Consider the following 19,330-nt stretch of genomic DNA (forward strand, 5'->3'; position numbering starts at 1 on the left):
CCCCCTTCGATGACCCCCCCTTCCACTGCGGCCTCCTCCACTGCGGACGAGTACCGCAAAACCTTGCAGCTTCCCGATACGCCCTTCCCCATGCGGGGAGACTTGCCCAAGCGCGAGCCCCAGTGGGTGCAGGACTGGCAACAACGCGGCATCTACCAGCAGATTCGCGCTGCCCGCCAAGGTACGCCGCCCTTTGTGCTGCATGACGGCCCGCCCTACGCCAACGGCCCCATCCACATGGGGCATGCACTCAACAAGGTGCTCAAGGACATGATCGTCAAATCCCGCCTGTTGAGCGGGTTCGATGCAGCGTTCATCCCAGGGTGGGACTGCCATGGTCTTCCCATCGAAAACGCCATCGAAAAGCAGCATGGTCGCGCCCTGGCGCGTGATGCGATGCAGTCCTTGAGCCGCGCCTATGCGGCATCGCAGGTGGCATTGCAGAGCGCGGACTTTCAACGGCTGGGCATCCTTGCGGACTGGGAACATCCCTACCGCACGATGGACTTCCACAACGAGGCCGAGGAAATTCGTGCGTTCCGGCGCATCGTCGAACGCGGATTCGTCTACCGGGGCCTCAAGCCCGTGCATTGGTGTTTCGAGTGCGCATCCAGCTTGGCCGAATTCGAAATCGAATACCGCGACAAGCATTCCCCATCGCTCGACGTCGGCTTTCTGTGCCGGGAACCGGACAAGGTTGCGCAGGCTTTCGGGCTGGCAGCGCTGCAGAAAGACGTTTTTGCGGTCATCTGGACGACAACGGCTTGGACGATCCCTGCCAACCTTGCGCTCAACCTTCACCCCGCATTGCACTACGCGCTGGTCGATACGGAACGCGGCTTGTTGTTGCTGGCGCAGGAACTGGTCGAGACCTGCCTGGCCCGGTATGGGCTGCAAGGCGCGGTGCTCGGTACCGTGGCCGGGGAACGGCTGGATGCGATCCATTTCGAGCATCCGCTCGCACGCGTCGATGCCGGGTATGACCGCCCCAGCCCCGTATACCTGGCCGACTACGCCACCGCGCAGGATGGCACGGGGATCGTCCACGCCGCTCCGGCCTATGGCATGGAGGACTTTCGCAGTTGCCTTGCGCACGGCATGCGGCACGATGAGATCCTCCACCCCGTCGGGCCTGATGGACGCTATGCCAGCGACTTCCCGCTCTTTGGCGGGCAGCACATCTGGAAGGCGACGCAGGGCATCGTCCAGTCCCTGCGCGATGCGCAGCGGCTCTTTGCACTGGGCGATGTGCAGCACAGCTACCCCCATTGCTGGCGGCACAAAACGCCGGTGATCTTTCGCGCTGCGGCGCAGTGGTTCATCCGCATGGACGAAGGGCAAGGGGTGCTAGCCCGCGACCCCGCTCCCGAATCCTTACGCAAGATGTCGCTCGACGCCATCGAGCAAACGAACTTCTTCCCCTCCAGTGGCAAGGCGCGTTTGCGCGACATGGTGGCCAACCGGCCAGACTGGTGCATCAGCCGCCAACGAAGCTGGGGCGTGCCTTTACCGCTATTCCTGCACCGGGAAACGGGCGTGCTGCATCCCCGCACGCTGGACATCCTCGACCAGGCAGCGGACATCGTCGAAGCGGGTGGCATCGAAGCCTGGAGCCAGCGCAGCACGGAATCCATCCTTGGCGAAGCGGATGCGGCCCTCTACACCCGCAGCACCGACATCCTCGAAGTCTGGTTCGACTCCGGCACCACGCACACCACCGTGTTGCGCGGTTCGCACCCCGGTTGCGGACACGACGAAGGCCCCGCCAGCGACTTGTACCTGGAAGGGCACGACCAACACCGGGGCTGGTTCCATTCCAGCCTGCTGACCTCTTGTGCGATGTACGGGCACGCCCCGTACAGAGCTGTGCTGACCCACGGGTTCATCGTAGACCCGAAGGGCCACAAGATGAGCAAGAGCGCTGGCAACGGCATCGACCCGCAAGACATTTGCAAGAAGTACGGCGCGGAAATCCTTCGGCTGTGGGTGGCCTCCAGCGACTACTGCGGGGACATCAGCGTCGATACCAAGATTCTGGATCGCGTGGTCGATATCTACCGCAGGATTCGCAACACGCTGCGGTTCCTGCTGGCCAACACCAGCGACTTCGACCCTGTGCGTGATGCCGTCGCCACCGATGCGCTCGTCGAGATTGACCGTTACGCCCTGGAACACGCCGCATTGCTGCAAAGGCAAATCCTCACAAACTACGAGGTCTACGAATTCCACCCCGTGGTCACGCTGCTGCAAACCTATTGCAGCGAGTTTTTGGGGGGGTTCTACCTCGACATCCTCAAGGATCGGCTGTACACCAACGCTGCGCATTCGATAGCTCGGCGCAGTGCGCAAACCGCGCTGTACGCCATTGCCCATGCGCTGATCCGCTGGATGGCGCCATTCCTGAGCTTCACTGCCGAAGAAGCCTGGGCCGTGTTGGGCGAGCAGGGAATGACCCCCGAAGCCACCCGTGCTTCGGTGTTCCTCGACCGCTTCGTCAAATGGCCCGAGGTGGATGCGTCGTCCCCATTGCACCAGCGGTGGGAGCGCATCCGTGCGATCCGTGACCTGGTCAACAAGGACATTGAAGTGCTGCGCGCTGCGGGTCAGGTCGGCTCTTCGCTGCAATCGCAAGTGTGTATGGATGCCGGTGGCGAGGACTACGCGGCGCTATCGCACTTGGGGGCAGATGCCAAGTTCGTCTTCCTGACCTCCTCGTTCGCGCTCCATGCTGGGGACGCACTGCGCGTCGAAGTCACCCCGGCACCGGGGGACAAATGCCCACGCTGCTGGCACTATGTTCTCGCAGCCGATGCCGACCCCGCTCACCCGGGCCTATGCCTGCGCTGCGCCAGCAATCTGTTTGGCGAAGGCGAAGTGCGCAGTATGGCTTGACCATGGGGTTTTTTGATGGCACGTACTGCTCCTCGTCCCGTTCGTTCTCCTGGTGTTTCTGCGCAATCCGGTGCCCTGTCCTGGATGGCGTGGTTGTCCGTATCTGCACTGATCATCCTCGCCGACCAATTCACCAAAGTGCTGATCGTCGGGTTTTTTCAGGTGGGGGAGGCCCACCCGGTGACGGGGTTTTTCCGGCTCATCCGCGTACACAACGCCGGCGCGGCGTTTTCGATGCTGGCAGATGCCTCGGGCTGGCAGCGCTGGTTTTTTATCGGGTTCGGCGTGGCGGCTGCGCTGTTCGTGGTGTGGATGCTGCGCACGCACGGGGCGCAGAAGTTGTTCGCCTTTGCGCTGGCCTGCGTTTTGGGCGGGGCTGTCGGCAATGTGATCGACCGGATCGTGTATGGGCACGTCATCGACTTTCTGGACTTTCATTGGGCGGGAGTGCATTTCCCCGCTTTCAATGTGGCCGATAGCGCGATTACCGTCGGCGCTGCGCTGTTATTGCTCGACGAATTCTTGCGAGTGCGACGGCAACGTTGACCATGCACAACGCTGCACTCTGATTGACGGTTCGGCTAGGCAGCGGATACCGACTGGCACAAATCCCCGTGCGACAATCTTTGCGCTATTCGGCTTTGCCTTGGAGGGCATTACCCTGTTCTCGATTCTTACGAGCCTCACGATCAACCCTGCCAATGCTTACCGTTGATCGTCAATATGCCTTATTACGGTTTGTTCTTTCCCCGGAGTTCATGATGAAAAAAACCCTGATTGCCGCAGCGTCCCTTTGTGTAGTGGCTGCATCCTATGCCGAGTCTTCCGTAACCGTGTACGGCGTGGCGGATGTATGGATTGGGCGCGAATCGCAAGTGGCTCCCAATGCTTCGCAAACCGTGATCGATAGCGACGGCGTGAGCGATAGCCGAGTTGGTTTTTATGGGGTAGAAGAGCTTGGCGCGGGGTTGCAAGCCAAATTCCTGCTCGAACAAAGTTTCCGCATTGATTCTGGCGCCACCAGCAACAATGCCGCAGAACAAGGCAACGCCTTCAATCGGCAAGCCTATCTGGCGTTTACGAGCAGCACCGGAGAAGTGCGCATCGGCAAAACGTTTACGCCTTTCGACGATATCAGCGGCCATGGTCACGCTGCTTTCGATTCGATCTTCTCCCCGCAGGAGCACGTCTGGGTCAGCACCAGCTACATGGCCAACCCTGCCAACACCGTGTACTACGCAACGCCCAACCTTGGCGGTTTCAGCGCTGCGTTGAGCATGAGCCTCGGTGAGGACAAGGACAACCCGAACACCGGCAAGGCCAGCGCGGTCAATTCGGTCAGTGCCCAGTACGCCGATGGCCCGCTGTACGTGGGCATGGCATACCAGGCGGAAAGGGGACAGGGCGATGGCGCAACGACCGTCAAGTACTTCCGCTTCAACACGACCTACGACTTGGAAGTTGCCAAGGTACTGTTCGGGTATGGCAGGACCCAGAACATGGGGTTCGGTTTCAGTGGCGCATGGGATTTGCCGTCCCAAAACGCACTGGTGAAGGACTGGGAACTGGGCATTGATGTCCCGATGTCCTCCGATCTCGTGGTCTCTGGCGGTATTGCCGGTTCCAGCGACAACGCTGCTGCGCTGACGAACAACCAATCCCGCCGTGGTTACGGCGTGGCAGCGGCCTACACGTTGTCCAAGCGGACGATGGTCTATGGTGGCTACCAATTGCACAAGACCAAGGACGACAACAACACGGACAGCGTCTCTGCACACATTACAGGGATGGGCGTGCGCCACGCATTCTGAAATCGACAATCTGTACAGGGTTGTTAGGCAAGGCGCGCTGCTGGGTGTGCCTTGCCTCTTTTGTTCGACCTTGTCGCGTTGGACTTTGTCGTTTTTCCCCTATCCTTTCCCCTATCGTTTTTGGCCGTTCACCGGCCTTTTTTTTCGCCTGCCGTGCGCCGCGTCATCCCGTCTAACAAAGCAGCCCGCATGAGTTTGGGGGGGCTGTTTGTTCTCTTGACGCTGATCCTTGCAGTGAGCGCGCTGCATAGACACTTGGCCCAACGCACGGCAGTGCTGCAAACCGCGCAGGCTTTCCAGTTCAGCCCATACATTGATGTGGGGCTGGCCATCGAACGTGGGCTGCCCTGGGATGGCGTGGCCTTCGGCATCCATTCCCCCGCAACCATCGACCCCGCCGCGCTCGCTACTCTGCCCGCATTGCGCAGCGTTACCCTGGCCTTTGCCACCGGGGAATGCGGTAAGGAACAGTGGGGCGGTTTCGATGCCCAGCGCTTAGTGCAAGCAAATCTGGCCGCCTTACAGCGCGCAAACCTGGGGTACATCATCGCCACCGGTGGAGCCAGGGCGCCTTTCCACTGCAACGACTCGCAGGGTATGGAGACCTTTGTGCAGCGCTATGCGTCCAGCCACCTGCTGGGTTTCGATTTCGACATCGAAACCGGCATGACGGAGGCAGAGATGCGTAGCTTGGTTCGCGAGGTACGTCGTGCAGTCGATCGCCATCCCCATCTGCGATTCAGCTTCACCATCGCAGCCACGGCAGTGGAGGGGGATTCGGGCGGCGTCAACGACACCGGTCGCAGCGTGCTGCAAGCCCTGGCTGATGCAGGCTTGACCCGCGTGTTCGTCAACCTGATGGTCATGAACTACGGCGATCCATCCGCCGGAAGTTGCGTGGTGCGCGAAGGACATTGCGACATGGTGGCCTCTGCCATGCGCGCTGTCGAGCAAGTACACCGCCATTACCGCATTCCATACTCCCGCATCGAAGTCACTCCGATGATTGGGGTCAATGATGTGCCCCACAACGTCTTCACCCCGGAAGACGCTGTGGCGCTGCGGGAGGCCGCCCAGGAAAGAGGGCTGGGCGGACTGCACTATTGGTCGCTTAACCGGGATATTCCTTGCGCCGACCCCGCTTCTCCCACCTCTGCGCTCTGCCATGGCCTCCCCACCATCGGCAACATGGACTTTGCCCGGTTGCTGTCTGGCAGCGTATCGGCCAGGGATGCGGCCACAGATGCGCAGCCTTGTATCGATGGGTCCAGATAGCCTACGTTTTTTCCCCTCTTAGGACTGAGGACTCAGGACTTGGGAATGCCAAACCGCCCCAGCATCGTTCTCTCCACTTGCCGTACGGCTTTGTACTGACTGCGTGGGGTTGCCTGGTTCGGACAATTTTGCGTACATCCTTCTTCTATCGTATTTCGGAGCACACCACCATGCCCTCCTCTCCCTTGACAACCTGCCACGTCACCGTCGAACCCTCTCATGCCGTGTTCACCGTGCAATCTGGAGAGACGATCCTTCAAGCGGGGTTGCGGCAGAACGTGCAGTTGCCTTACGGTTGCCAGCGCGGTGTATGCGGTGTATGCAAGGTGCAAAAAACCGCTGGAACGGTGCTGCACCTGGAGCATTCCCCTGGGGTGCTCCGTCCTGAAGAGGAAGCGCAAGGCATGGTGCTGACATGCTGTGCCACGGTGGTCGATAGCGACGTGGTATTGCAATCCCGCGTGACACACGGGCCGACCGTGAGCATCTCCCGGAAATTTCCGGTGCAAGTCATCAGTTTCGAGAAGGTGAGCCACGACGTCGCCATCCTCCAGCTTCGCCTTTCCGCCAGCGACCAGCTCGACTACGAAGCTGGCCAGTATGTCGATGTGCTGTTGCCCAATGCTGTACGGCGCAGCTATTCGATGGCCCGTGCGCCGCATATCGCGCCGGGGTTGTTGGAATGGCATATCCGCCACTTTCCCGCTGGGCATTTCAGCAACCACGTTTTCCAGAATCTGCGCGTGGGCGATGTGTTGCGGATCGAAGGCCCCCATGGCACGTTCCGCTTGCAGCAGGACAGTGACAAACCCATCATCCTGTTGGCCAGCGGTACCGGCTTGGCCCCCATCGGCGCCCTCCTCGAACAGCTACAACACTTGGGGAGCCGACGGGACATCGCCTTGTACTGGGGGGGATACCGGCCCAGCGACTTCTACCGCGATGCGTGGATTCGCGCCAAACAAGCCGAGATGCCGACGCTGCACTACGTTCCTGTTGTGTCCAATGCCCGGCCGGAAGATGGGTGGACAGGGCGCACTGGATACGTCCACCAGGCTGTGCTGGACGACTTTGCCGACCTGCGCGGGCACCAGGTCTATGCCTGTGGCGCGCCGGTCGTCGTTGATGCCGCACGCCAAAGTTATGCACAGCGCGGGTTGCCCGCAGAAGAGTTTTTTGCCGATGCCTTCGTGTCGCAGGTGGATCGAAAGACGGAAAACTGAACTTGCAATGCGGGAATAGGGAACCCCTACGACATGCATAACCGCTGTCGCACTGCGAAAAAAGGCGTTGCTACACTGGCCGCGAACCTGTGCGGTGCTGTCGATGCATGCGGTGTTTGGGATGTTTGGAATGTTTTGGATGCAATGAGCAGGGCTGTTGGCACAGTGCAGAAGAGGAATTTGCCGTGACGTCAGGGGAAGAAGAATTCGAGCGCTTGCGTGCGCAGGGGTTTGCGCGCGTTCCCGTGTCCTTGCACACTTTTGGCGATTTGGATACCCCGCTTTCGCTCTATTGCAAGCTCACCGGCGGGGCGGCCAACAGTTTCCTGCTCGAATCCGTGGTTGGGGGGGAGCGTTTTGGCCGGTACAGCTTCATCGGGCTGCCTGCGCGCACCATGCTGCGGGTTCGTGGTTTCGGGGCGCAGACTCGCACCGAGGTGCTGACGGACGGCGTCGTCGTGCAGACTGACACTGGCAACCCGCTTGACTTTCTGGCCGCGTACCAGTCGCACCTGCGCGTGGCAGTGCCGCCGGGAATGCCCCGGTTTTGTGGAGGGCTGGTGGGGTACTTTGGCTACGACACGGTTCGCCATATCGAAAAAAAGCTCCAGGCCACCTGCCCGCCCGACGATCTGGGCTGCCCGGACATCCTGCTGCTGCAATGCGAAGAACTTGCCGTGGTGGACAACCTCGGCGGCAGGCTCCACCTCATCATTTACGTCGATCCCAACGAACCCGGCGCCTATGCCCGCGCCGTCGAACGGCTGGAAGTGTTGCGGCGTAGCCTGCAAGCGCCAGTGCAGGTGCCGCAGCCTGCGCCGGGGCCTACATCCCCCCCACAACGGGACTTTGCCAAGGCAGACTACCTTGCTGCCGTCGAACGCGCCAAACGGCTTATCGAGCAAGGCGACTTCATGCAGGTGCAGGTGGGGCAGCGCATCCGCAAGCCTTTTGCCCATGCGCCATTGAGCCTGTACCGTGCGCTGCGTTCGCTCAACCCCAGCCCGTACATGTACTACTACCACTTCGACCCCGGGCAGGATGGGGGTGGGGCTTTCCACGTCGTCGGTTCCAGCCCGGAGATTCTGGTTCGGCAGGAGCGCGTGGGGCAAGGTGACGAAGCCCGGGAAAAAGTCACGATCCGCCCCCTGGCAGGCACGCGCCCCCGGGGCGACACCCCCGAGCGCGACAAAGCGGCGGAAGAAGAATTGGTGCGCGACCCCAAAGAACGCGCCGAGCACGTCATGCTGATCGACCTGGCCCGCAACGACATCGGGCGCATCGCACGCATTGGCAGCGTCCGCGTGACGGATGCCTTTTGCGTCGAACGCTACAGCCACGTGATGCATATCGTCAGCAACGTCGAAGGCGAGCTATGCCCTGGCATGAGCCAGATGGACGTATTGCGTGCGACGTTCCCGGCCGGTACCCTGACCGGCGCGCCCAAGGTCCATGCGATGGAATTGATCGACCAGCTCGAACCGGTCCAACGCGGCATCTACGGCGGCGCTTGCGGGTACCTGAGCTATTCCGGCGATATGGATCTGGCCATCGCCATCCGCACCGGAATCGTCAAAGGATCGAACCTCTACGTCCAGGCCGCAGCAGGCATCGTTGCGGACAGCGTTGCGGAAATGGAGTGGCGCGAAACCGAGGCCAAAGCCCGTGCCTTGCTGCACGCGGCGGAGATGGTCGAATCCGGCTGGGTGTAGCGGTAGTTGTAGCTACGCAGAGCACATTGCGGGACGTTGCGGTATCTGCCGTACCGTGACATGGGCACAGTGGGGACAGCCGGAAACCCGCATCGATACCCTACAACATCCCTGTCCGATCCCCCTGTGCAAAGCCCATGGCTTCCCATGCGGGGCCTTGGGTACAGCCGATGACTTTGAAGAGCTCGCCCATTTCGTGTTCCCACAGCAGCGTTTGGGCGCGGATGCGCGCAGCGCGGTCGCAACGTTCCAGCCATTGCGCGGCGCCACAGTTCAGCAGAAAGTGCGCTTGGGAGCAGTAGCCCAGCAGTTCCAGGCCGACGTCCGTCGCGGCTTCTGCGATGCCGCTGAAGTCGACGTGGGCGCTAAGGTCTTTGTCGCCAACGTCTTGCAGGGGATCGAAATCGACCCGTTGCGCACGATGGCAGGCAACGGTGCCGGTGCTGCGCTGGGGGTGGTAGTACTCGGACTGGGGAAAGCCATAGTCGATCAGGAATAGTGCTCCCGCTTCGAGCCGTTCGCCCACCGTGCGCACCCATGCCTGGGCTTGGGGGTGGACTTCGGTGAGGTAGTCATGCCCTCCGTCGATGGGGATCGGGGGGCGCAATAGGGTGGGGCGGTCTGCCCATGCGAACCCTGCGCCGTTGGCATCCAGCCCCACGCCGCGTTCCTGCCATTGCCCATTGCAGCGTGCGAGGAGCCGAACCGGCATGGCGTCCAGCACCTCGTTGCCGACGATGACACCGCGCAGCGTGTTCGGTAGCGCATCGACCCAGCGAACACGGTCGGCGTAGGCCGCCAGCGTAGCCTGCTGGCGTTGCCGCAGGGCAGGGGAGAGGTCCACGATGGTGTAGCGGACTACCGTGGTGCCCAGCTCGTCTAGGGTGCGCAGCAGTTGCACGGCCAGCGCACCGGAGCCAGCGCCGAATTCCCAGACTTCCCGCGTGCCCGTGGCTGTCAGGGCCTGGGCCACTTGTCGCGCCAGCGCCCATCCCAGCAGGGGGCTGAGTTCCGGTGCAGTAACGAAATCCCCGCTTTGGCCTGTGGCGGAGAGCATGTCGGCATTGCGGGCGTAGTAGCCCAGCGCGGGGGTGTACAGGGCCATCTCCATATAGCGATCAAAGCCCATCCAACCGCCCGTCTCAGTCAGGGCTTCAGCGATGTACTGCGCCAGCGGATTGGCCATGGGGTTGGAAGTAGAGCTGGGAGTAGGGTGGGCTGTAGGGCTGCAAGCAGAACCAGAAAGAGGACTGGAAAAAGTGCCCGAAAGGGTGCTGGCTACACTGGATTGCATCGGTAGGGTTCGGGTAGCAAAGGGGGCGGCATTGTCTGGCAGCGCAACGGTTCGCACGGTGTTGGTTACGGGGGGAGCGCGCCGCATTGGGCGGGCCATTGCATTGATGTTGGCGCGGGAAGGGTGGAACGTGGGCGTGCATTGCCGTGGCTCGTGCGCCGAGGCGTTGGAAGTGCAGGCCGAATGCGCGGCATGGGAGGGGCGCAGCGCGGTGTTCGATGCCGATTTTGGCGATGAGACTGCGGTGCGCGGACTGGTACCGAGGGTGGTGGCGGCATTGGGGAGGTTGGATGCCATCGTCCACAGCGCATCCGTCTTCGAGTTCGACGACGTGGCCAGTTTTGGGTACGCAGCGATGGAACGGCACATGCGCGTCCATGCCGGTGCGGCAACCCTGTTGGGCAAGGCCTTGCATGACCATGCCAGTGCGCGCGCAGACACGGCGGTGCTGGTGGTACTGCTCGACCAGAAACTCTGGAACCTGAACCCCGATTACCTGAGCTATACGCTGTCCAAAGCGGCGATGGAAACCGCGACGACCATGCTTGCACAAGCGCTGGCACCGTGTTTGCGCGTGGTGGGCGTAGCGCCCGGGCTGACATTGCCCGGCCCGACGATTGATGCCGAGCGCTTTGCCGCGCTGCATCGGCTCTCGCCCTTAGGGCGTTCTTCGATGCCGGAGGACGTGGCCGCAGCCGTCTCTTTCGCGCTGGCCAACCCTGCGATCACCGGGACGACCCTGCTCGTCGATGGCGGGCAGCATTTGCTCCCCCTTGCGCAAGATTTTTCCCGAATGGTCAGCCTGGACACACTATCCACATGCCAGTCTGCGCCCATCGCTCCCTGTTTCGCTCCCTGTTCCCTCGCAATGCAGACCACAGACAGTGCAAGGGATCCCGCAGAAACGGGGGGGCAGACGTTGTATTTGACCGGGTTGCGTTTTGAAGCGCGAGTCGGGGTGCTTGATGCAGAGCGCGTGCAGCCACAGCCGATCCAGGTCGATGCAGCGCTCTATCTGGGGCAGTGCCCCCTGTTGCCGGAACAGGACGATATTGCCTGCGTGCTGGACTACCGCAGCGTGCGCGCCATCTTGCTCGAAGAATGCCACCGTGGGCACGTGCATTTGCTCGAAACCTTGCTGGGCAAGCTTTGCCAGCGGCTCCAGCAGATTCCGGGCGTGCTGGGCGTGCGCATCAAAATCACCAAGCTGGCGGTGTTTGCCGACTGCGAAGTCGCGCTGCAGATGGAGGTGGGACGGTGGTCGTGAGGAGCTTTTGTCGTAGCGCCTTGGGCAGGGGGCAGCATGGCCATCGCTGCGATGCCACGGCGTGGGTACGGTCGCGATGGTTTGCGCGGGGTGGCAGGGGAACCACGGCTTCTCGCTCCTGCAAGTGCCTACGCGCTTCCACAAAGGAATCTATCCGTTCAGCGTTTGCAGGTCTATGATGATTCCATGGAACGCTTTTTCAACACCGCTGGCCCGAATCAACCCGCACTGCACTACACCTTGCCTCCGTTGGAACGGGTGGATTGGGCAGAGCTGTCCTGGTTGATCGACGCGCAGCGGTATTTCGTGCTTCACGCGCCGCGCCAGACGGGCAAGACCGGTCTGTTGCTCCATTTGGCGCAGCAGCTCAATGAGACAGGGCGCTACCGGGCGCTCTACGTCAACATCGAAGCCGCGCAAGCTGCGCGCAATGATGTCGGGGCAGCGATGGGGACGATCCTGTCTACCCTGGCGCGCAGCGTGGCGCTGCAATGGCACAGCCCGCAATGGGCCAGCGCAGCCTTCGATTCCACATCCCCCAACGCCGACAGCTTGACCACCCTGTTACAGCGATGGAGCCTGGCGAGCGACAAACCCCTGGTGCTCTTCATCGACGAAGTCGATGCCCTGGTGGGCGATGCCTTGGTGTCCCTGCTGCGCCAGATTCGCGCCGGGTACGCACAGCGGCCTATGGCATTCCCCCACAGCATGGTGCTGTGCGGCGTTCGCGATGTGCGCGACTACCGCATTCACCGTAGCGATGGCGAGGTCATTACCGGCGGAAGCGCCTTCAATATCAAGAGCGAATCGATCCGCCTTGGCGATTTCACCCAGGCCCAAATGGCCGCGCTGCTGGCACAGCACACCGAGACAACTGGGCAGACCTTCGACGACAGCGTACTCCCAGAACTCTGGGAAGACACACGCGGCCAGCCTTGGCTCGTGAATGCGCTGGCTTTCGAGGCATGCTTCCGCTTGCCTGCATTGCGCGACCGTTCCTGCCCCGTCACGCTCGAACACTTGCGCCAGGCCCGCGAGCGGTTGATTCTGCGTTGCGATACCCACCTCGACCAACTCGCCGACAAGCTGCGCGAACCGCGTGTGCGCAGCGTTATCGAGCCTGTGCTGCAAGGGGAAGACTTGCCTACTGACGTGGGCGACGACAACCGGCAATACTGCATCGATCTGGGCTTGCTGGCGCGGCGTGACGGCGCGCTCCTCGTCGCCAACCGCATCTACCGCGAGGTGCTGCCCCGCACGCTCACTTCTGTGCTGCAAGACAGCCTGCAAGGCCACGCCGAACCCCGCTGGTACGTTCGCGCCAACGGTCGCCTCGATATGGTGGCCCTACTCACCGCCTTCCAACAGTTCTTCCGCGAACATTCCGAGAGCTGGCTCGACCGCTACTCCTACAAGGAAGCAGGCCCTCAGCTTTTGCTGCAAGCCTTTTTGCAGCGCGTCGTCAATGGGGGAGGGCGCATCGCCCGCGAATACGGCCTCGGGATGGGGCGCACCGACCTGTTTTTGCAATGGCCACTCACCCCGCAAGGCTTTGTCGGCCCACTACAGCGCGTCGTGCTCGAACTCAAAGTGCTGCACAGCACCCGCCAGTACACCCTGGAGCAAGGCATGGCGCAAATCGTCCGCTATGGCGACCAATGCGGCGCAGACGAAGCGCATCTGCTGCTCTTTGACCGCAACCCGCACGTGCCCTGGGAACAAAAGCTCTACCGTAGCGAACATCACCATGCGGGCAGAGCAGTGATGGCGTGGGGGATGTAGGGATGGAACGCTTTTTCAACACCGCTGGCCCGAATCAACCCGCACTGCACTACACCTTGCCTCCGTTGGAGCGGGTGGATTGGGCAGAGTTGTCCTGGTTGATCGACGCGCAGCGGTACTTTGTGCTGCACGCGCCGCGCCAGACGGGCAAGACCGGGCTGTTGCTCCATTTGGCGCAGCAGCTCAATGAGGCAGGGCGCTATCGGGCGCTCTACGTCAACATCGAAGCCGCGCAAGCTGCGCGCAATGATGTCGGGGCAGCGATGGGTACTGTGCTGGGCGCTTTTGCCAGCGCTGCGGACGTGTACTGGAACGACGCCGCCTTGTGCGCCTGGACACGCGACGTAGCCACCACGGGGGAACGCGGCGATGCCCTGCGCCGCGTTCTGGAACACTGGGCACGGCTATCGCCAGTGCCGCTCGTGCTATTCGTCGACGAAGTCGATGCCCTGGTTGGCGATGCCTTGGTGTCCCTGCTGCGCCAGATTCGCGCAGGGTACGCACAGCGGCCCACAGCATTCCCCCACAGCATGGTGCTTTGCGGCGTTCGCGATGTGCGCGACTACCGCATTCACCGTAGCGATGGCGAGGTCATTACCGGCGGGAGCGCCTTCAACATCAAGAGCGAGTCGATCCGCCTTGGCGATTTCACCCAGGCCCAGATGGCCGCGCTGCTGGCACAGCACACCGTGACCACCGGCCAGACCTTCGACGACGGCGTACTCGAAGAACTCTGGGAAGACACACGCGGCCAGCCTTGGCTAGTCAATGCGCTGGCTTTCGAGGCCTGCTTTCGACTGCCTGCGTTGCGCGACCGTTCCTGCCCTGTCACGCTCGAACATCTGCGCCAAGCCCGCGAGCGGTTGATTCTGCGTTGCGATACCCATCTCGACCAACTCGCCGACAAGCTGCGCGAACCGCGTGTGCGCAGCGTCATCGAGCCAATCATTGCCAGCGAAAGCGGCAGCGTCGATCTGCCCGACGACGATATTCAGTATTGCCGAGACCTTGGCCTGCTTGCCCCAGGGCGGCCTTTGTCCATTGCCAACCGGATTTACCGCGAAATCATCCCGCGCCAGCTTACCTGGAGCACGCAGGAAACAATGGCACAGGAAACGGCTTGGTACGTTCGTGCCAACGGTCGCCTCGATATGGTGGCACTGCTTACCGCCTTCCAACAGTTCTTCCGCGAACATTCCGAGAGCTGGCTGGACCGCTACGCCTACAAGGAAGCAGGCCCCCAGCTTTTGCTGCAAGCCTTTTTGCAGCGCGTCGTCAATGGCGGAGGGCGCATCGCCCGCGAATACGGCCTCGGGATGGGGCGCACCGACCTGTTTTTGCAATGGCCGCTCACCCCGCAAGGCTTTGTCGGCCCACTGCAGCGCGTCGTGCTCGAACTCAAAGTGCTGCACAGCACCCGCCAGTACACCTTGGAGCAAGGCATGGCGCAAATCACCCGCTATGGCGACCAATGCGGCGCAGACGAAGCGCACCTGCTGCTCTTCGACCGCAACCCGCATATTCCCTGGGAACAAAAGCTCTACCGCAGCGAACATCATCATGCGGGCAGGGCAGTGATGGCATGGGGGATGTAGAGATGGAACGCTTTTTTAATACTGCTGGCCCGAATCAACCCGCACTGCACTACACCCTGCCGCCGTTGGAGCGGGTGGATTGGGCGGAGTTGTCCTGGTTGATCGACGCGCAGCGGTACTTTGTGCTCCATGCGCCGCGCCAGACGGGCAAGACCGGGCTGTTGCTCCATTTGGCGCAGCAGCTCAATGAGACAGGGCGCTACCGGGCGCTCTACGTCAACATCGAAGCCGCGCAAGCTGCGCGCAATGATGTCGGGGCAGCGATGGGTACTGTGCTCGGCGCTTTTGCCAGCGCTGCGGACGTGTACTGGAACGACGCCGCCTTGTGCGCCTGGACGCGCGACGTAGCCACCACGGGGGAACGCGGCGATGCCCTGCGCCGCGTTCTGGAACACTGGGCACGGCTATCGCCAGTGCCGCTCGTGCTATTCGTCGACGAAGCCGATGCCCTGGTTGGCGATGCCTTGGTGTCCCTGCTGCGCCAGATTCGCGCCGGGTACGCACAGCGGCCTACGGCATTCCCCCACAGCATGGTGCTTTGCGGCGTTCGCGATGTGCGCGACTACCGCATTCACCGTAGCGATGGCGAGGTCATTACCGGCGGGAGCGCTTTCAACATCAAGAGCGAGTCGATCCGCCTTGGCGATTTCACCCAGGCCCAGATGGCCGCGCTGCTGGCACAGCACACCGAGACAACTGGCCAGACCTTCGACGACGGCGTACTCGAAGAACTCTGGGAAGACACACGCGGCCAGCCTTGGCTAGTCAATGCGCTGGCTTTCGAGGCCTGCTTTCGCCTGCCTGCGTTGCGCGACCGTTCCTGCCCCGTCACGCTCGAACACTTGCGCCAGGCCCGCGAGCGGTTGATTCTGCGTTGCGACACCCATCTCGACCAACTCGCCGACAAGCTGCGCGAACCGCGTGTGCGCAGCGTCATCGAGCCTGTGCTGCAAGGGGAAGACTTGCCCACCGACGTGGGCGACGACAACCGGCAATACTGCATCGATCTGGGCTTGCTGGCGCGGCGTGACGGCGCGCTTGTCGTCGCCAACCGCATCTACCGCGAGGTGCTGCCCCGCACGCTTACTTCTGTGCTGCAAGACAGCCTGCAAGGCCACGCCGAACCCCGCTGGTACGTTCGCGCCGACGGCCGCATCGATATGGTGGCCCTGCTCACCGCCTTCCAACAGTTCTTCCGCGAGCATTCCGAGAGCTGGCTCGACCGCTACTCCTACAAGGAAGCAGGCCCCCAGCTTTTGCTGCAAGCCTTTTTGCAGCGCGTCGTCAATGGGGGAGGGCGCATCGCCCGCGAATACGGCCTCGGGATGGGGCGCACCGACTTGTTTTTGCAATGGCCGCTCACCCCGCAAGGCTTTGTCGGCCCACTGCAGCGCGTCGTGCTCGAACTCAAAGTGCTGCACAGCACCCGCCAGTACACCTTGGAGCAAGGCATGGCGCAAATCACCCGCTATGGCGACCAATGCGGCGCAGACGAAGCGCACCTGCTGCTCTTCGACCGCAACCCCCACGTGCCCTGGGAACAAAAGCTCTACCGCAGCGAACATCACCATGCGGGCAGGGCAGTAATGGCATGGGGGATGTAGGGGGCGCATCGGCATATCCCCCCCCGTGCCACAATTCCTGCCATGCAGCTTCCTTTTGAATGGGTTTTGGGCTGGCGCTACACGCGCACTAGCCGAACCACCGGGAACGACGCTTTCCTCTCCTTCATCTCCGGCGCGTCGATGCTGGGGATTGCGCTGGGTGTCGCCGCGCTGATCATCGTGCTCAGCGTCATGAACGGCTTTCAGAAGGAGGTGCGTGACCGCATGCTTGCCGTCGTTGCGCATATCGAGCTGCTCTCGGCGGACGGTGCCGCGCTGCCGGATGTTCGCAGCACCATAGCCCAAGCCATGGCGCATCCGCAGGTCGCCGCAGCAGCGCCGTTCATCGCCGCGCAGGCGCTGTTAGTCCGGGCGGACGGCACCCAAGGCGCCATCGTTCGTGGCATCGACCCCGTGCGGGAACCGCAAGTGGCAGACATGGCTGCCGGGCTGGGCACCGCCTTGCACGGGCTGCAAGCCGGTGGATATGGCGTGGTGCTGGGTAGCGAATTGGCGCGGCGCCTGGGGGTCGAGGCAGGGGGTCGTGTCACGCTTGTGTCGCCCGGCGGGCAGATGACCCCGGCGGGGGTCGTTCCAAGGATCAAGCAGATGACTGTCGTCGGCACCTTCGATTCCGGCCACTTTGAATACGACTCTGCGTTGGCGCTGCTGCATATCGACGATGCCGCACGCATCTTCCGTATTGCCGGCCCCAGCGGGGTGCGGCTGCGGCTCCACGATCTGCACCGTGCGCACGTGGTGGCGCAGCAGTTGCAGCAGACGCTCACCGGCCCGCTGCGCATCAGCGACTGGACGCGCCAGAACCGCACCTGGTTCATCGCAGTGCAGGTCGAAAAGCGGATGATGTTCCTGATCCTGACCCTGATCGTCGCCGTCGCGGCGTTCAATCTCGTCAGCTCCCTCGTCATGACCGTCAACGACAAGCGCTCCGAAATCGCCATCCTGCGCACGCTGGGCGCCAGTCCGGCCAGCGTGATGGGCATCTTTGTCGTGCAAGGCGCGCTGGTCGGGGTGTTGGGAACGCTGAGCGGGCTGGCACTGGGCTTGGGGGTGGCGTGGAATATCGATGTCATCGTTCCGGCCATCGAACGGCTTTTTGACGCGCATTTCCTGCCGCAGGAGATTTATCTGATCCACCAGATGCCCTCTGACCCCCAGGCGGGCGACATCGTCCCTATCACCCTGATTTCGCTGGCGCTCGCTTTCGTCGCCACCCTGTACCCAAGCTGGCGGGCCAGCCAGGTCGATCCTGCACAAGCGCTACGGCATGAATAGCGCGATGGCTAGTACATACAGTAACTACGACACGATCAGCGAAAGCACCGAAGTCGTGCTGTCCGCACGCGGGCTGGCACGGCGTTTCGACGACGGCAAGCTCGACGTGCTTGTTCTGCAAGGGATTGATCTCGACGTCTACGTTGGCCAGACGCTCGCTATCGTCGGTGCTTCGGGTTCGGGCAAAAGCACTTTGCTGCATCTGCTGGGGGGACTGGATACGCCGACGGCGGGCAAGGTGCTCGTGCAAGGGCAGGATCTGGCGGAGATGGGCGAATCCGAACGCGGGCGGTGGCGTAACCGCCATCTGGGCTTCGTCTACCAGTTTCACCATCTGCTGCCCGAGCTGGATGCGATCGACAACGTTGCGCTGCCGCTGTGGATTGGCCGACGCGATAGGGCAGAGGCTGCGCGCACCGCGCAGGAAATGCTCGGCAAAGTCGGGTTGGAACAGCGGTTGCACCATCGCCCGGGGGAGTTGTCCGGCGGGGAGCGCCAGCGCGTTGCCATTGCACGGGCCTTGGTGACGTCACCCGTCTGCGTGTTGGCCGACGAACCCACCGGCAATCTCGACCGCAACACGGCCCTGGGTGTTTTTGGCCGGATGCTCGAACTGGCGCGGACGCAGGGAACCGCCTTCGTACTTGCCACGCACGACGAAAGCCTCGCCACCCGTTGCGACCGCTGCCTGCATCTGGTGCAGGGCGCCCTGCAAAAGTGCTGAGCGGGTGTACGGGCCTTGTGGGTCGACGTGCATTGCCACGGTGGGGAACCCCCTGACGTCGCGCGAGGGGAACGCATCCACCGGGTGCTTTCTGCATGGGATGTAGCCAGCTTCGCGACCGTGCGCGCCATGGCGCACGCCACTGGCGCCAGCTACACGTTGGGCATCCATCCGCTGTATGTATCCCGCTCCCCCGACGAGGCCCTGGACGAGCTGGAACGGGAACTGGAACGCGCTGTGAACGACCCCGCCCTGGTTGCGGTGGGGGAAATCGGCCTGGATCGGTACGTCGCAGCCGAAATCACCCCATCGGCCTACGCACGACAGCAGTGCTTTCTACAACGGCAACTCGCGTTGGCCCGTCAGCATGATTTGTCGGTAGTGCTGCACTCCCGCCGTGCGGTGGATGATGTGGCTGCTGCCTTGCGCCGGGGTTCGCCCCAAGGTTGGCGCGGCGTGGCCCATGCGTTTGCGGGGAGCGCGCAACAGGCGCGAACCCTGGTGGGGCTTGGGCTGAAGCTAGGGTTTGGCGGCGCTTTCACCTACACCCGCGCATTGCGTTTGCGGCGGCTGGCGCAGGAATTGGCGCTCGACGATATCGTTCTGGAAACCGACGCGCCCGACATGCCCCCGCAGTGGATCACCCCTGGTGCTTCCTGTGGCGCTTCCTGTAGCAACTCCGATGGCGCTCCAGATGGCACTCCATACAGCAGCGCGGAACTTCCCCGCATCGGTCAGGCACTGGCTGCATTGCGCGGGGATAGCGTCGCGCACATCGCGCAGGTGACTACGCGCAATGCGCTGTGGGCTTTGCCACGGTTGGGCCGCACAGTAGATGTCCGATAAATAAGGGCA

Annotated in this window: 14 protein-coding genes; 13 read left to right on the top strand and 1 reads right to left on the bottom strand. The window is 62.4% G+C overall.

The window, feature by feature from the left end; all coding sequences use genetic code 11:
* Positions 1-9 precede the first annotated feature (9 nt).
* The 6 genes from ileS to CENROD_RS02495 all read left to right on the top strand — a co-directional run bounded on the left by ileS (position 10) and on the right by CENROD_RS02495 (position 8,913).
* A complete protein-coding gene (ileS, locus tag CENROD_RS02470) occupies positions 10-2,892 on the top strand; it encodes an isoleucine--tRNA ligase (RefSeq protein WP_022771500.1) in 2,883 nt (960 codons plus the stop codon).
* Positions 2,893-2,907: 15 nt separating this feature from the next.
* Positions 2,908-3,438 (top strand): signal peptidase II, encoded by a 531-nt coding sequence (lspA, locus tag CENROD_RS02475; RefSeq protein WP_081699795.1) that lies wholly within the window; start codon positions 2,908-2,910, stop codon positions 3,436-3,438.
* Positions 3,439-3,653: 215 nt separating this feature from the next.
* On the top strand, positions 3,654-4,703 hold the full coding sequence (locus CENROD_RS02480; RefSeq protein ID WP_022771502.1) for a porin: 1,050 nt from the start codon (positions 3,654-3,656) through the stop codon (positions 4,701-4,703).
* 51 nt (positions 4,704-4,754) lie between these two features.
* A complete protein-coding gene (locus CENROD_RS02485) occupies positions 4,755-5,978 on the top strand; it encodes a glycoside hydrolase family 18 protein (RefSeq protein WP_151194569.1) in 1,224 nt (407 codons plus the stop codon).
* Between the two features lie 170 nt (positions 5,979-6,148).
* On the top strand, positions 6,149-7,201 hold the full coding sequence (locus CENROD_RS02490; RefSeq protein ID WP_022771504.1) for a CDP-6-deoxy-delta-3,4-glucoseen reductase: 1,053 nt from the start codon (positions 6,149-6,151) through the stop codon (positions 7,199-7,201).
* A 185-nt stretch (positions 7,202-7,386) separates the two neighbouring features.
* Entirely contained in the window at positions 7,387-8,913 is a 1,527-nt protein-coding gene (locus CENROD_RS02495; protein ID WP_022771505.1) for an anthranilate synthase component I family protein, read from the top strand.
* 100 nt (positions 8,914-9,013) lie between these two features.
* Here CENROD_RS02495 and CENROD_RS02500 read toward each other — a convergent pair whose 3' ends face one another.
* Positions 9,014-10,099 carry a class I SAM-dependent methyltransferase gene (locus tag CENROD_RS02500; protein ID WP_041193201.1) on the bottom strand — a complete coding sequence of 362 codons (1,086 nt, stop codon included), beginning with the start codon at positions 10,097-10,099 and terminating at the stop codon, positions 9,014-9,016.
* On the opposite strand from CENROD_RS02500, the gene CENROD_RS14530 reads away from it, so the two are divergent.
* The 7 genes from CENROD_RS14530 to CENROD_RS02535 all read left to right on the top strand — a co-directional run bounded on the left by CENROD_RS14530 (position 10,098) and on the right by CENROD_RS02535 (position 19,321).
* Positions 10,098-11,474, top strand: a complete 1,377-nt coding sequence (locus tag CENROD_RS14530; protein ID WP_187292322.1) for an SDR family oxidoreductase — start codon at positions 10,098-10,100, stop codon at positions 11,472-11,474. The genes CENROD_RS02500 and CENROD_RS14530 overlap by 2 nt on opposite strands.
* Before the next feature lie 186 nt (positions 11,475-11,660).
* On the top strand, positions 11,661-13,256 hold the full coding sequence (locus CENROD_RS02510) for an AAA-like domain-containing protein (RefSeq protein WP_022771508.1): 1,596 nt from the start codon (positions 11,661-11,663) through the stop codon (positions 13,254-13,256).
* A 2-nt stretch (positions 13,257-13,258) separates the two neighbouring features.
* Positions 13,259-14,851 carry an AAA family ATPase gene (locus CENROD_RS02515; protein WP_022771509.1) on the top strand — a complete coding sequence of 531 codons (1,593 nt, stop codon included), beginning with the start codon at positions 13,259-13,261 and terminating at the stop codon, positions 14,849-14,851.
* 2 nt (positions 14,852-14,853) lie between these two features.
* Complete coding sequence (locus CENROD_RS02520) at positions 14,854-16,455, top strand: AAA family ATPase (RefSeq protein ID WP_022771510.1); 1,602 nt, start codon at positions 14,854-14,856, stop codon at positions 16,453-16,455.
* Positions 16,456-16,497: 42 nt separating this feature from the next.
* A complete protein-coding gene (locus CENROD_RS02525; protein WP_022771511.1) occupies positions 16,498-17,751 on the top strand; it encodes a lipoprotein-releasing ABC transporter permease subunit in 1,254 nt (417 codons plus the stop codon).
* Between the two features lie 4 nt (positions 17,752-17,755).
* Positions 17,756-18,475 carry an ABC transporter ATP-binding protein gene (locus CENROD_RS02530; RefSeq protein WP_022771512.1) on the top strand — a complete coding sequence of 240 codons (720 nt, stop codon included), beginning with the start codon at positions 17,756-17,758 and terminating at the stop codon, positions 18,473-18,475.
* A 15-nt stretch (positions 18,476-18,490) separates the two neighbouring features.
* Complete coding sequence (locus CENROD_RS02535) at positions 18,491-19,321, top strand: TatD family hydrolase (RefSeq protein ID WP_022771513.1); 831 nt, start codon at positions 18,491-18,493, stop codon at positions 19,319-19,321.
* Positions 19,322-19,330 lie beyond the last annotated feature (9 nt).

The sequence above is a fragment of the Candidatus Symbiobacter mobilis CR genome (assembly GCF_000477435.1).
GTDB classification, from domain to species: domain Bacteria; phylum Pseudomonadota; class Gammaproteobacteria; order Burkholderiales; family Burkholderiaceae_C; genus Rhodoferax; species Rhodoferax mobilis.